General features: G+C 37.9%; 12 protein-coding genes. 7 read left to right on the forward strand and 5 right to left on the reverse strand.

Annotated features, from left to right (window positions below; all coding sequences use genetic code 11):
* Positions 1-79 precede the first annotated feature (79 nt).
* The 7 genes from DUT69_RS01945 (at position 80) to DUT69_RS19135 (ending at position 7,825) form a co-directional block, all read left to right on the forward strand.
* Positions 80-1,723, forward strand: a complete 1,644-nt coding sequence (locus tag DUT69_RS01945) for a M14 family metallopeptidase (RefSeq protein WP_113651452.1) — start codon at positions 80-82, stop codon at positions 1,721-1,723.
* Positions 1,724-1,736: 13 nt separating this feature from the next.
* Positions 1,737-3,467 (forward strand): M14 family zinc carboxypeptidase, encoded by a 1,731-nt coding sequence (locus DUT69_RS01950; RefSeq protein ID WP_113651453.1) that lies wholly within the window; start codon positions 1,737-1,739, stop codon positions 3,465-3,467.
* Between the two features lie 49 nt (positions 3,468-3,516).
* Positions 3,517-5,901 (forward strand): S9 family peptidase, encoded by a 2,385-nt coding sequence (locus tag DUT69_RS01955; RefSeq protein ID WP_240186634.1) that lies wholly within the window; start codon positions 3,517-3,519, stop codon positions 5,899-5,901.
* Between the two features lie 369 nt (positions 5,902-6,270).
* Positions 6,271-6,903 (forward strand): peroxiredoxin, encoded by a 633-nt coding sequence (locus DUT69_RS01960; RefSeq protein ID WP_113651454.1) that lies wholly within the window; start codon positions 6,271-6,273, stop codon positions 6,901-6,903.
* A gap of 14 nt (positions 6,904-6,917) precedes the next feature.
* Entirely contained in the window at positions 6,918-7,226 is a 309-nt protein-coding gene (locus tag DUT69_RS01965) for a thioredoxin family protein (protein ID WP_113651455.1), read from the forward strand.
* A 2-nt stretch (positions 7,227-7,228) separates the two neighbouring features.
* On the forward strand, positions 7,229-7,477 hold the full coding sequence (locus DUT69_RS01970; protein WP_113651456.1) for a DUF6952 family protein: 249 nt from the start codon (positions 7,229-7,231) through the stop codon (positions 7,475-7,477).
* A 174-nt stretch (positions 7,478-7,651) separates the two neighbouring features.
* Positions 7,652-7,825 carry a hypothetical protein gene (locus DUT69_RS19135; RefSeq protein WP_162796150.1) on the forward strand — a complete coding sequence of 58 codons (174 nt, stop codon included), beginning with the start codon at positions 7,652-7,654 and terminating at the stop codon, positions 7,823-7,825.
* A 110-nt stretch (positions 7,826-7,935) separates the two neighbouring features.
* On the opposite strand, the gene DUT69_RS01975 is transcribed toward DUT69_RS19135, so the two are convergent.
* From DUT69_RS01975 to DUT69_RS01995, 5 genes are all read right to left on the reverse strand, one after another.
* Entirely contained in the window at positions 7,936-8,289 is a 354-nt protein-coding gene (locus DUT69_RS01975; RefSeq protein WP_113651457.1) for a hypothetical protein, read from the reverse strand.
* A gap of 48 nt (positions 8,290-8,337) precedes the next feature.
* Positions 8,338-8,790 (reverse strand): GNAT family N-acetyltransferase, encoded by a 453-nt coding sequence (locus DUT69_RS01980; RefSeq protein ID WP_113651458.1) that lies wholly within the window; start codon positions 8,788-8,790, stop codon positions 8,338-8,340.
* Positions 8,791-8,796: 6 nt separating this feature from the next.
* A complete protein-coding gene (locus DUT69_RS01985; protein WP_113651459.1) occupies positions 8,797-9,102 on the reverse strand; it encodes a hypothetical protein in 306 nt (101 codons plus the stop codon).
* Between the two features lie 63 nt (positions 9,103-9,165).
* Positions 9,166-11,751, reverse strand: coding sequence for a phosphoenolpyruvate carboxylase (locus tag DUT69_RS01990; RefSeq protein WP_113652427.1), 2,586 nt, complete (start codon positions 11,749-11,751; stop codon positions 9,166-9,168).
* Between the two features lie 224 nt (positions 11,752-11,975).
* The gene (locus DUT69_RS01995) at positions 11,976-13,523 is read right to left on the reverse strand and encodes a DHA2 family efflux MFS transporter permease subunit (protein ID WP_113651460.1); all 1,548 of its coding nucleotides are present in this window, start codon (positions 13,521-13,523) and stop codon (positions 11,976-11,978) included.
* Between the last annotated feature and the right edge of the window lie 10 nt (positions 13,524-13,533).

A 13,533-nucleotide genomic window follows, 5' to 3' on the forward strand; every position in this document is an offset into this window, starting at 1 on the left:
TAACATTTATAAAATCTTGTTAATGCTTTAGTTTAGGTCATTGCTTTTTTCTATAAATTGCATCCATAACCTAAACAAAATGAAGAAACTATACTTTTTTAAGCTGTTTTTTCTGCTATTGCTATGCAATTCATTTGCACAAAATCAGCAAGATTACAGTAGCCATGCTACCCTAACACAACGGATTAAGTTGCTTGGCGACAAATACCCGCAGTTTGTTAAGAGCAGAATTTTAACTCAAACCCTTGGCGGTAAATCTATCTGGATGATTACCATTGGTACGGGTAGCACCGACAAAAAACCAGCTGTAGCAGTTGTTGGAGGCGTAGATGGAAAACATTTGCTTGGTGTAGAAATGGCCATCGGCTTTGCCGAAAAATTATTAGCTAAAGCAAACACAGATAGCGTTAAAACTTTGCTAAATAAGCAGACTTTTTACGTTTTTCCTAACATGAGTCCGGATGCTACCGAGCAATATTTTGCAAAACTAAAATACGAGCGCAGTGGCAATGCAACAAAAACCGATGATGATAGGGATGGAAGGGATAACGAAGACGGTTTTGACGATTTGGATGGAGACGGGAAGATTACTTGGATGAGAATTATCGATCCGACCGGAAAATATAAGCTGAATTCAGATGATCCAAGATCCTTGTTACTGGCCGATGCAACTAAAGGCGAAGCTGGTAAATACATTCTGTTAACCGAAGGATCGGATAATGATAAAGACGGTAATTTTAACGAAGACGGAGAAGGTGGCGTTGCTTTTAACAGAAATAATAGCTATAACTTTAAGCCTTTTGTAGCCGGTGCTGGAGAGTATGCAGTTTCTGAAAAGGAAAATAGAGCAATGTTCGATTTTCTTTTTGATGCTTTTAACGTATACGCCGTGGTCACATTCGGGCCTACGAACAATCTGTCTACACCAGTAACATTTAACCCGCAAGCAATTTCGAAACGAATTATTACCGGCTGGTTTGATGCTGATGCAAAAGCTAATGCATTAGTTTCTGAGCGTTACAACAAAATAACTAAAACCAAAGATGCGCCAAAAACGGTAACCGAAAGCGGAGATTTTTCTCAATGGGCATATTTTCATTATGGACGGTTAAGCTTCAGTACACCGGGTTGGTGGATTCCTAAAGTTGCGCCAGATTCATCACGCAAGGAGAAAAAATTTACAACCGAAGATAATGTAGCATCTTACTTGCGTTGGGCAACGAGCCAGGGGATTACCAATACTTTTACACCTTGGAAGCCGGTTAACTATCCAGATTTTCCAGGTCAGACGGTAGAAGTTGGTGGACTAGATCCTTTCGTTTTACAAAACCCGCCTTACAAAATGGTTGATGCAATTGTGGCTCAACACACAGACTTTTTAATGGAGCTGAGCAATATGGCTCCGAAGTTGGATTTGGTGAATGTAAAAACCGAAAAAGTTGCTGACGGACTTACGCGTATCACATTAAAAGTTATGAATATTGGAGATTTACCGACATATACAAAGGTGGGCGACAGAAGTTATTTCCTTAAAAAGATTGTAGTTAAAGTAAATACTAATGCAAACCAAACCTTTGTAAGTGGCAGAAAAGTGCAGACTTTAGAAAGTATTCAAGGTAAAGATGCCACAGAATTAACATGGTTAATTAAGGGCGGCGGAAAGGTTACTATTGAGGCTGATAGCCCAACTACAGGAAGTAAATCAATTGAAGTATCATTATAAAATCAGTAAAACAATGAGAAAAAATATAACTCTTTTGGCTGCACTGATTTTTTGTGCAGGAATTTTAAAGGCTCAAAAGGCAGAAAATATATTGGCTGCGGTTGGTACGCCACCAAATCCTAAAGTGCAGGTAAGTTGGAACAGGTATAACGATTATGCTGCCATAACCGATATTTGCAAAAAACTGGCGGCAGCACATCCTAATTTGGTTAAGCTAGAGTCTATGGGAAAATCTTACCAAGGCAAAGATCTTTGGGTAATGACCATAACTGATACTAAAGTTGGCAATGCCGATAAAAAACCGGCAATGTACATTGATGGTAACATCCACTCTAACGAGATACAGGGAAGCGAATTTGCGCTTTACACCGCATGGTATTTGGTAGAAATGTACTCCACTGGCAATAAAACCATTACTGGTTTACTGGCGGATAAAACCTTTTATATTGCGCCAACTATCAATCCAGATGCTCGCGATCATTTCATCCATCAAGCAAATACGGCTCACTCTCCGAGAACGGGTTTAGTGCCTATAGACAATGACAGGGATGGTTTAACAAACGAAGATGGTTTTGATGATTTGGACGGCGATGGACACATTGTAATGATGCGCAGAAAAAATGTTAATGGTCGCTATAAAGTTGATCCTACAGATGCCAGACGAATGATTATGATTGGCAACGAAGAAAAAGGAGAATACGAGTTGCTGGGTTCTGAAGGAATTGACAATGATGGAGATGGTTTCGTAAATGAAGATGGCGAGGGTGCGTACGACCCAAACAGAGATTGGGGATGGAACTGGCAACCGAATTATATACAAAGTGGGGCTTATAAATATCCATTTTCTATTCCAGAAAACAGAGCAATTGTTGATTTTGTAATGAAACATCCAAACATCGCAGCAGCGCAGTCTTATCACAATAACGGCGGTATGATTTTGCGTGGTCCTGGCGCTTTAGAAGATTTGGATACTTACAACGCCCAGGATGTAAGAGTTTATGATGCGTTAGGTAAAAAAGGCGAGGAGATGCTTCCCGGGTATAAATATTTGGTGGTTTATAAAGATTTGTACTCTGTTTTTGGTGGCGAGTTAGATTGGTTTTATGGCGGAAGAGGAATTTATACTTTCTCTAATGAGTTGTGGACAGGTTATTCTATGTACAACAAAGCCGATGGTGAAGATAGCCAAGGGCAACTTTATACCTTTGACAAGGATTTGTTAATGAAAGACGCTTTTGTAGATTGGCATCCTTACAAACACCCAACTTATGGCGATATCGAAATCGGCGGATTTAAGAAAACCTATACGCGTTTGCATCCGGGGTTTTTGCTAGAAAGCGATGCGCATAGGAACATGGCTTTTAGTGTTTTTCATGCCTACAATACACCAAAACTTAGCGTGGGCGAAATAGAGGTTAAGGAAATTGGCAATGGTCTAACACAGGTTACGGCTATTGTAAATAACGAAAGAATGATTCCTACACACTCAAGTCAGGATGTGAAGAACAACATTGAAATACCAGATATTATTTCCTTGTCTGGCGGTACTGTTTTAGCCGGAATGGTGGTAACTAATCGCGATATGAACTTTACAATAGAGCAGAAATTAGATCCCACAAATATTAAAGTAGCTAATATTCCGGGCAACTCTTTTGTAACGGTTCGCTGGATTGTAAAGGGAGGGACTAAGTTTACCGTAAATGTAAGTAGTAAAAAAGGTGGCTTAGCAAGTAAATCTAATTAACAAATTTTGTCATCCAACGCAATGCGAAGGATTTATAATAAAACATAAAATGAAAAAATACTTATCTCTCTTCTTGTTGGTTTCGGCTTATGCACAAGCGCAAGATGTTGCGCCATTAACCGTTCAGAAAATAATGAGAGACCCTAAATGGATGGGCGTATCGCCATCAAATTATCGTTGGTCTGAAGACAGTAAAACCGTATTCTTTAATTGGAATCCCGAGAATAAGGAAAAAGACCAATCCTATAAAATTACAGTTGCCAATATTAAGCCTGTAGTAGCTGATGATAAGGCCGTAGAAACGGCTTTAGGCACAAATTATGTTTATAACAAGGATCGTTCCTTAGGTTTATATGAAAAAGGGGGTGATATTTATTTCTACAACTTTAAGACTAAAAAAGAAACGAGACTAACCAATACCGTAGAACGAGAAAACGGCGCTAAGTTTCTTTTTAATAACGATGTTGTTTTTCAGCGTGGCGATAACGTTTACCAATTTAGTTTAGCATCTAACGAACTAAAGCAGTTAACCAATTTTGTTAAAGGAAAGCGTCCAGGTTCAGAAGCTCCCCAAAGAATGTCGCCTGTTAAAAACGAGCAGGATAATTGGCTACGAACAGATCAGACAAATTTATTTGATATTATAAAAAAACAGAATAAACAGGGTGCTAGCAGGTTTGCAGGTGGAGGTAGACGTTTTGGAGCCACAACAGATGCCCCGCAAAAAGTTTTAAAGCCAATTTATTTAGAGGATAAGTTTTTAACAAGCTTGGTGGTTAGTCCAGACGGCAAGTTTGTAAGTTACCGTTTGATAACTCCGGTTACAACGAATCACAACACCATTGTACCAAATTACGTAACGGCATCTGGTTATACAGAGGATATTCCAGGCAGAACGAAGGTAGGCGAAATGTTAACCACTTCTGAAACCTTTATTTTAGATGGCGAAAAAGATAGTGTTTATGTAGTTAAAGCTAGCCAGATACCTGGGATAAAAGACTTGCCAGATTATGTAAAGGATTATCCTAAGCAGTTAGAGGAGCGCACCAAAAAGAACGAAGATAGAAAAGTAGGTTTTGGTGCTCCAATTTGGAATGAGAACGGTACTACAGCGATTATTACCGCAAGTGCACAAGACAACAAAGACCTTTGGATTTTGAAATTGGATGCAAAAACCGGAAACGTTAGTATTTTAGATAGGCAAAGAGACGAAGCTTGGATAGGAGGTCCGGGTGTTGGCCGTGGCATACAATGGATAGACAACAACCGTTTTTACTATCAAAGCGAAGCCACTGGTTACTCGCATTTGTATGTTTTTAACATTGCCACAGGTGATAAAAAGCAATTAACTTCTGGAAAATGGGAAGTGCAGAGAGTGCAACTTTCAAAAGATAAAACCACATTTTACATTTCTGGAAATAAAGAACATCCGGGCATTACCCACTTTTATAAAATTGGCGTAAATGGTGGCGAGTTGGTTCAAATTACTTCTATGAAAGGTGGTAACGAAATTACCCTATCGCCAGACGAGAAATGGTTGGCTATTAATTACTCTTACATGGATAAACCTTGGGAGTTGTATTTGCAGCCAAATAAACCAGGGGCCAAGGCAGTACAAGTAACTAAGTCTACTACTAAAGAGTTTGATAGTTATAAATGGCGCCAACCGGATTTGGTTTCTTTTAAAAATAGATACGGAGCCGATGTTTATGCAAGAGTTTATCCTGCAACAAATCCGCATCCGAGCAAGCCGGCAGTAGTTTTTGTACATGGTGCGGGCTATCTGCAGAATATCCATTTCTGGTGGAGCCAATATTTTAGGGAATACATGTTTAACAATATGCTAGCGGATAATGGTTACACCGTTATTGATATAGATTATACAGCGAGCTCTGGTTACGGTAGGGATCACCGAACTGGGATTTACCGAAATATGGGCGGAAAAGATTTAACCGATCAGGTTGATGGTGTTAAAATGTTGGTAGACAAGTATGGCGTTAACCCTAAAAATGTTGGGCTTTACGGCGGGTCTTACGGCGGGTTTATTACGTTGATGGGATTATTTAAGGAGCCAGAAGTTTTCGCCTCTGGAGCTGCTTTACGCTCGGTTACAGATTGGGCGCATTACAACCATGGATATACTTCAAACATTTTAAATGAGCCTTATAATGATCCTTTGGCTTATCAACGTAGTTCGCCAATTTACCATGCAGATAAGTTAAAAGGTAATTTGGTAATGTTGCATGGTATGGTGGACGTAAATGTTCATTTTCAGGATATTGTTAGGCTATCGCAACGTTTTATAGAATTAGGAAAGGATAATTGGGAGTTAGCGGTATATCCGGTAGAGGACCACGGCTTTGTAGAGCCAAGCAGTTGGACAGATGAATACAAGCGTATTTTTAAACTTTTTGAAACAACGTTGAAGAAGTAAATATGCAAAGCTGATATTTAAAAGCCCACAAATATTTTTACAACATTTGTGGGCTTTTTTTTGCATTTGATAAATCACAAACCAGAAGCATTGCCGTTAAATCTAAACCCGACAATAGCGGAAATCCTTTTTGTCATCCCGAGCGTAGTCGAAGGGCAAAAAGATTGAAGCGCATGGCGGGGCTAACTGGCCAGTAGCATTAGCGCTAATTTTCAGAAAAAAATATCAATAGACAAAAACTAATTATTTTTTTAATGATATAGGTGTTGTCTATAGGGCTATCAATATTAAGTATGCAAGATAAGTTTGTCTGGATTGTTTTTGAGGTCAATTAGCCGTATCTTTGCGCCATTAAAAAACAATAAAATTATGGCAATAGTAGGCAAAAAGTTCCCTAACGTTAGCATTGATGCGATGTCTGAAATGGGCGATGACTTGAAAATCAATGTATTTGAAGAAGCAGTAAACAAACAAAAAAAGGTTTTATTATTCTGGTACCCAAAAGATTTTACTTTTGTTTGCCCAACAGAATTACACGCTTTCCAAGCAGCATTACCTGATTTTGAGAAAAGAAATACAATTGTTATAGGCGCATCTTGCGACACAAACGAAGTACACTTTGCATGGTTAAACACAGCAAAAGATAACGGTGGTATCGAAGGCGTAACTTATCCGCTTTTGGCAGATACGCACAGACACTTATCTGGCATTTTAGATATTTTAGATCAAGAAGTACAGTACGATGAAGACGGAAACGAATCTTTTACAGGTTCTAATGTTTCTTTCAGAGCTACTTACTTAATTGATGAAACAGGTAAGGTTTTCCACGAAAGTGTAAACGATATGCCTGTAGGTAGAAACGTGAAAGAATATTTGCGTTTAATTGATGCCTATGCTCACGTACAAAAACACGGCGAGGTTTGCCCGGCGAACTGGGAAGAAGGAAAAGAAGCGATGAACGCAAACAGAACTGGTGTTGCTGAGTATTTAAGCGCAAACTAATTTAAATTAAAATTATGTTTTTAGAATTAACTGAAGATAACTTGCAACAACACCTTACTGATAACAGTAAAGTAATGGTGCAATATGCGGCTTCGTGGTGTGGTAACTGCAGAATTATGAAGCCTAAGTTTAAAAAAATGGCTGCTGAAAACGAAGATGTAGCTTTTTTAATTGTAGATGCGGAGAAATATCCTAATTCTAGAAAGTTTGCAAACGTTGATAATTTGCCAACTTTTGCTGCTTTTGAAGGTGGATCTTTAGTTGATCAGGTGCAAACAAACAAGGTTGAAGGTTTAACGGCGTTGTTCACCAAAATTAAATAGCCATGAAGATTCCAGTAATCAGACAGTTTTTTCAAACCACTACGCCTGAGCAATTAGAAGCAACCTTAGAAGTTTTGGAAGCTTTCTGCGAGTTTAGAGGCGTAAACGAAAGTGAAGTTGACGTTGCAGGAGAATTGATTACCAATATTTGCGGAGCCTTAGAAGTTCACCAAATGGTAAAAGAAGGAACTGCGGAAAAAGATGCGTTAAATGCATTCGGACAGAAAGTAATGGGTTCGATTGATAGATAATTCGGCAACTTAGGAATAATAAAAAATCCCCGATTTCGGGGATTTTTTTGTTTTAAGATTAACAGAAGTATAAGTTTGAAAATACTAAAAATTAGGTATTTTTTTTATGTAGAAAACAGCTCATATTTGATTATCGAATGATTTAAAATCTAATTAGCGATAAATAAAACAGATATGATGAAAAAGATTAAACTCTTAGGTATAGCTATTTTGGCAATATGTTTTTACGCCTGCGAACCCGATCCAGTGGTAGAGGCTGGACCAGAAACGACATCCTCGCCATCAGCAACACACCCCTATTGTTATACAGAGAACGGAAAACAGGTTTGCTACAAATACGCGAAGTAGCTGTATTTCCGGCTGAAATTTGAGATAAAAAAAATCCCCGTTTTTCGGGGATTTTTTTGGTTAGTGCGTTCGTCATTGCGAGCAAAGCGAAGCAATCTTTCTCGCGAGAGTTAATCAAAGAAACCAATTATTGTATCGCCTATTGATAGCCTAAAAAGGTATAAAATGAAAATGAGGATAAAAGTCATTACATAAGATTTGGCATTGCTAAATCTTTTTCGACTTCGGTTATTTAAGGTTCCAAGAAGGCAAATAAGAAATATAGGAATCAAAGCGCCCCAATTACCAATAAAAATGTTGATTGGTAGTTCGCTAATTTTAGTAGCCATTTGTCCCTCGCCGAAAGCGAGCCAGTAAACCAACGGTATAGCTAAAAACCACAGGAAAGCACACAACAGAAAAGCCGTTGCAAAAACTATAGAAAAGTGTACAGCCGAGATTTTAGATTTTAATATTTCTCTCATGTTAACGTACTTGAAAGTCAGATGCTGAAACAAGTTCAGCATGACGAGCTACACTTTAGAAAACACCATTTCAATATGCGGAATCCCGTCTTCTAAAAACTCTTCGCCTTCGGCTATAAAACCCAAATTTTCGTAGAATTTTTTAAGGTAAAGTTGAGCCCCAATTCTAATTTTATTTGTGTTATAAATGTTTAAAGTATACGCAATGCTTTTTTCCATTAGCGTTACACCAATTCCTAACCCTCTGTAGCGTGGCGAAGTAATTACTCTTCCAATGCTTGCTTCTGCAAAAGAAATGCCTGCCGGAACTAGCCTAGTATAAGCCGCTAAGTTTTTGCCATCCCAAGCCATTAAATGTGTCGATTCTAAATCCTTTCCGTCTACATCTTGATAAACGCAGTTTTGTTCCACAACAAAAACTTCAGATCTTAACTGTAGTATGGTATAAAGTTCTTCGGTAGTAAGCTCTTCAAAAGGTTTTAACGCCCAGTTTAGTTCCATTGAAAATTACATTAACGAAAAAATTTGCCAAAACGCGAAGAGGAAACTTAAAACCAATCCAGAGGTTGCCGGAATTTTAAAGCCTTTTTGAGATCTACTTTGAATAAACAGTACAGCAGCCGTTACCAAAATAGCAGTTACTACTAGAGATTGCAAAATGCTATTTTGTAGAAACGAAGGAAAAGCACTACTGTATTCTGCCTGCATAGCTTCAAAACTAATGTCTTTAGCGGTAATGCTAAACCAGTAAATAAAACTTGATAACCCGGTTGCAAATAACACGCAAGCAACTGTAAATTTTAACTTTTTCATAATTAATAAGTTTTTACTAATGTTGAGACAGTCAGTTTATTAGGTTGTTACAAAACGTAAATTTTAGGCTAAGTTTCTACCAGCATTTACAATACCATAAACCGTACGAATAGCTAATTTTTCGTAAGCCTGGCGCTTTTCGTCAGATAATTCATGTTGCAATTTTTCTAAGGCGTAATGCTGTATTAAAACCAAAGGCAATATAATTTTCTCTCTCACGGCAATAGAGCGCTTCTCTACAGGATAATTCTCCATTAAGCTTTGGTGATTAGCTAACTTTAATAACATTGCCTTAGAAAGCTCAAATTCGTTGTGCAACACTTTCCAGAATTCTCCAAATTTTTTGTCCTCTGCCAAATAAGCGGTAATTGAAAAATCAGATTTGCTCATAGACATCATACAGTTATCAATTATCGTTTTAAAATAACCCGACTCTTGGTAGGTTTTCACCACTTGCTCCCAATTACCTGCATCTTCTTGGTTTTTTAAGGCTGTGCCAACGCCATAAAAGCCCGGAATATTTTGTTTTAATTGACTCCAAGAGGTCACAAAACTAATTGCCCTTAAGTCTTCTAATTTTAAGGCTTCGCCCGAATTTCTTTTAACCGGTCTGCTGCTAATTGTAATTTTAGAAAGTAAACTTAATGGCGATAAGGTTTCCAAGTAAGATAAAAACAAATCATGCTTACGTAAGGCCAAAAACGCATCGTAACTGTCCTTTGCCATAATTTCTAATGTGTCGAAATTTGCCTTATCTAAAAGTACATTGTGCTTTTCTTTAACACCAGATGAAATACCCGCATTAATTAATTGCTCTATGTTAAAAGCCGCACTGTCTACAGAGCCATATTGCGAACTAATGGTTTGACCTTGTATAGTTAACTGGATATTTTTGTTGGCAATTTCTTTACCCATTGAAGCATAAAAACGGTGTGTTTTACCGCCACCACGAGAAGGAGGACCGCCTCTGCCATCAAAAAATGCTAATTTGATGTTATGCTTTTCTGCCATTTCGGTAAGGCCAACTTTAGCTTTAAATATAGACCAGTTTGCCATTAAATAACCACCGTCTTTAGTGCTGTCAGAAAAGCCTAGCATAATATCTTGTTTGTTGCCACGACTAGCCAAATGTTTTTTGTAAAACGGATGGGTATATAGTTTTTCCATTATTTCGGCTGCGCCGGATAAATCATTTACCGTTTCAAAAAGCGGCACGAAATCAATTGTAAGTTCGTCTGCTTCCCAACCGTTCCATAAAAATAACTCTATCAACTGAAGGATATCGCTTGCTTGTTGGCAATTACTGATAATGAAGCGATGGCAGGCCATTTCGCCATTACTTTGCTGCATTTCCTTTATTTGGCTAATGGTTTGCAACGTATCTTTCACTAAATCATCCTGCTCGTCAGTATAACTGATTTTGGCATTTCTGAAGGAGATCGTTTTAAGTTTTTCTTCCTCAGTAAAACTATCATAATCTTCTGTGTAAAGCGAGTTTATTGGTTTTTGCTTACGACAATAAGCGTGCACATCTCTTAAAATTCTGCTGTCTTGTCTAATATCCAAAGAAGCAAAATGACTTCTGTAAAGCTCAACTTTTCTTGTTAAATCGTTTACCAGGTTCACAAATAAACCATCATGGTCTTGGTTTAAGATTTGTTCAATTTCACTTAGCTTTTCCAATATAAAACCAGAAATATCTCTTGGCTCGATATTGGTATCAAAAGCGTTTTTATAAAGCACATCTTGCAAGGCGATAATACTATCTTCTACACCACGAAAGGTAATACGTCTTTTTATATTCCTAAAATCACGATAGTAACACCTAAACAAAATTTGGCGCAACATTTTTGAAACTTGCAATGTAGTTTCTGCATGTACATTCGGGTTTCCATCTCTATCGCCCCCTGGCCAAAAACCTAATTCAATAATTTTTTTAGGATCGATGTTGTATTCGCTTAACAATTGGTTTAAACCCGATTGTATATTTGCCGCGGCGAAATAAAATACGTTTTCTAGGTACCAAGCCAAGTTAAAAGCTTCATCAACAGGTGTTGGCGATTTTTTATTAAAAAACGGTGTTTTGCCCAATTGTTGCAACAACTGGTTTATGGTGGTAATATCGTTGTTTTTTATTGCTAGGGTTAAATCATTTATAATAGCTAAAGCGCTACCAGGATAAAACTGCGTTGGATGTGCTGTTAAAACTAATCTTAAAGAAAAATCTTCAACTAATTGATCAACTTTTTGATGCAATTTTTTGTCGTCGTTGGCTTTGAGAAATAATGCCCTAAGCGAACTTTGCTCGTCTGTAACATTTAGCTTGTTAAAAGAGGCATCCTCAACTGCATCAAAAAGCACAACTTGACGCTCTATATACTGTATAAATCTAAATAATAAATCAATTATTCCTTGTTCATCGTTGTCTTGCGCATATTTTGCAAAAAAGCTTTCTATGAGTTGTGCAGGTGTTTGGCTATTCTTTACGCCATCTTCGCAACTCTTTATAAATAAAGGCAATAACGTTCCGGTATCCTTAATTTTATAGAATGGAAGCGTTAGAAATAAACTGTTATAGAGCTCAAAACGAGCTATTACCTCGTTATTAAAGATGAGTTCTCTCTGCGTGGTTGGATGAAGTGCTTGCATGCCCATAAGGTAAGAAAAATGAATCTTACCCGCAAAATTTATGCAAGGCAATAATATTTTGAATTTAAAAGTTTTGAATTTTTCTAAATTAACCTTACCTTGTATCTTATTAAAGGTTAAACAAATCTTTTAAAAGTATCGCAAAGTTAAATGTAAGAGTGGCTTTGTAAAATTGTTAATTTTTTGGGAAAAAAACAGCCACGGTTTTAATCGTGGCTGTTTTTTTAGTGGGCATCTACCGGAATATTTACATTCTTTTTAAACTTTTGCAGGTACAGCAAAGGGATAGAACATAAAAGCACCATACCAGCTACCCAATAGGCGTCGCTGTAAGTAAGCAACATGCTTTGTTTTATAATAGAACCTTCGATAGCTTTCATAGCCATAAGTTTGGCATCTAAATAACTAGCGCCTTTAGCCATAAAGTTATGGATAAAGCCATTTAGCCTTTCGGTAAATGCGGGGTTATATTCGTTAACGTTAGTTAGAAGATTGTTACGGTGAAAACCTTGGCGAGTGTGAATTAAAGTTGTTAGCGCTGCGATGCCAAATGAACCGCCCAATTGGCGCATCATATTATTTAAACCAGAACCTTGGCCAATTTCAATGCCTTTTAAATCTTGCATGGCCAACGTTGTTAGCGGTACAAAAAGTAAAGCCATACCAATTCCTCTAATTACCAGAGGCCAAAAGAAATCGTCTGTGCCGGAGGCTAGGGTAGATTTACTTAGCATAAAACAGAACACAAAAAACAAAGCCATGCCTCCAGTTGCCATAAATTGTGCTGGTACACCTTTTTTAAGCATGATACCTATAAAAGGCATCATTACAATGGTGCAAATACCGCCTGCAATAAAAAGCTCGCCGGTTTGTAGTGGCGTAAAGCCCAGTAAATTTTGTGCAAAAACGGGGAATACGAAAACTGAGCCATATAAACCGAAACCTAAGATAAATGAAGTTACCATACCGATGGAAAAACTTCGGTGTCGCATAATTTTGAAGTTTACGATAGGGTGGTCGGTACTTAACTCTCGCCAAATAAATAAAAGCAATCCGAAAAGCGAGGTTACTCCTAAGGCAACGATGTAAGGGGTAGCAAACCAATCTTCGCTCTCGCCTTTTTCCAGTAGCGTTTGTAAACTCCCAATAGAAATGGCAAGCAATAAAATTCCCCACCAATCTACAGGCTTACCTTGCCCGTCTTTTGGGGTTGTTTTTATAAAAGTAATAGTACAGTATGCGGCTAAAATCCCGACAGGAATGTTTACGTAGAATATCCAAGGCCAATCTGTAATTTCTAAAATATAGCCACCAATTGTTGGTCCCACTGTTGGCCCAACAACCGCACCCAAACCAAATAATGCAGTTGCTATACCAACATCTTCTCGTGGCCAAGTTTCTAAAAGGATAGATTGTGCGGTAGAAATTAAACCTCCGCCAGCTAAACCTTGTAAAATCCTAAATAAGATTAGCTCTTCTAACGAAACAGCATTACCGCACAAAAAAGAAGCGATGGTAAAAATGATAATTGAAGTTAGGAAATAGTTCTTTCTTCCAAAACGGCTCCCTAACCAGCCCGACATGGGCAATATAATAACGTTGGCTACAGCGTAACCAGTAGATAACCAGGCTACATCTTCTAAAGTAGCACCTAAATTACCTTGTATTTGCGGAATGGCAACGTTTACAATCGTGGTATCGATTAGCTCCAGTAATGAAGCCGTGATAACCGTAAACGTGATAATCCACTTTTTAAAACCTACTTCGGCCATTGTGTTTTTT

The organism is Pedobacter namyangjuensis, from assembly GCF_003313325.1.
Taxonomy (GTDB): Bacteria; Bacteroidota; Bacteroidia; order Sphingobacteriales; family Sphingobacteriaceae; genus Pedobacter; species Pedobacter namyangjuensis.

Coding starts and splice junctions, on each gene's coding strand:
- DUT69_RS01945 (WP_113651452.1), top strand. CDS start 80: ATGAAGAAACTATACTTTTTTAAGCTGTTTTTTCTGCTATTGCTATGC.
- DUT69_RS01950 (WP_113651453.1), top strand. CDS start 1,737: ATGAGAAAAAATATAACTCTTTTGGCTGCACTGATTTTTTGTGCAGGA.
- DUT69_RS01955 (WP_240186634.1), top strand. CDS start 3,517: ATGAAAAAATACTTATCTCTCTTCTTGTTGGTTTCGGCTTATGCACAA.
- DUT69_RS01960 (WP_113651454.1), top strand. CDS start 6,271: ATGGCAATAGTAGGCAAAAAGTTCCCTAACGTTAGCATTGATGCGATG.
- DUT69_RS01965 (WP_113651455.1), top strand. CDS start 6,918: ATGTTTTTAGAATTAACTGAAGATAACTTGCAACAACACCTTACTGAT.
- DUT69_RS01970 (WP_113651456.1), top strand. CDS start 7,229: ATGAAGATTCCAGTAATCAGACAGTTTTTTCAAACCACTACGCCTGAG.
- DUT69_RS19135 (WP_162796150.1), top strand. CDS start 7,652: ATGATGAAAAAGATTAAACTCTTAGGTATAGCTATTTTGGCAATATGT.
- DUT69_RS01975 (WP_113651457.1), bottom strand. CDS start 8,289: ATGAGAGAAATATTAAAATCTAAAATCTCGGCTGTACACTTTTCTATA.
- DUT69_RS01980 (WP_113651458.1), bottom strand. CDS start 8,790: ATGGAACTAAACTGGGCGTTAAAACCTTTTGAAGAGCTTACTACCGAA.
- DUT69_RS01985 (WP_113651459.1), bottom strand. CDS start 9,102: ATGAAAAAGTTAAAATTTACAGTTGCTTGCGTGTTATTTGCAACCGGG.
- DUT69_RS01990 (WP_113652427.1), bottom strand. CDS start 11,751: ATGCAAGCACTTCATCCAACCACGCAGAGAGAACTCATCTTTAATAAC.
- DUT69_RS01995 (WP_113651460.1), bottom strand. CDS start 13,523: ATGGCCGAAGTAGGTTTTAAAAAGTGGATTATCACGTTTACGGTTATC.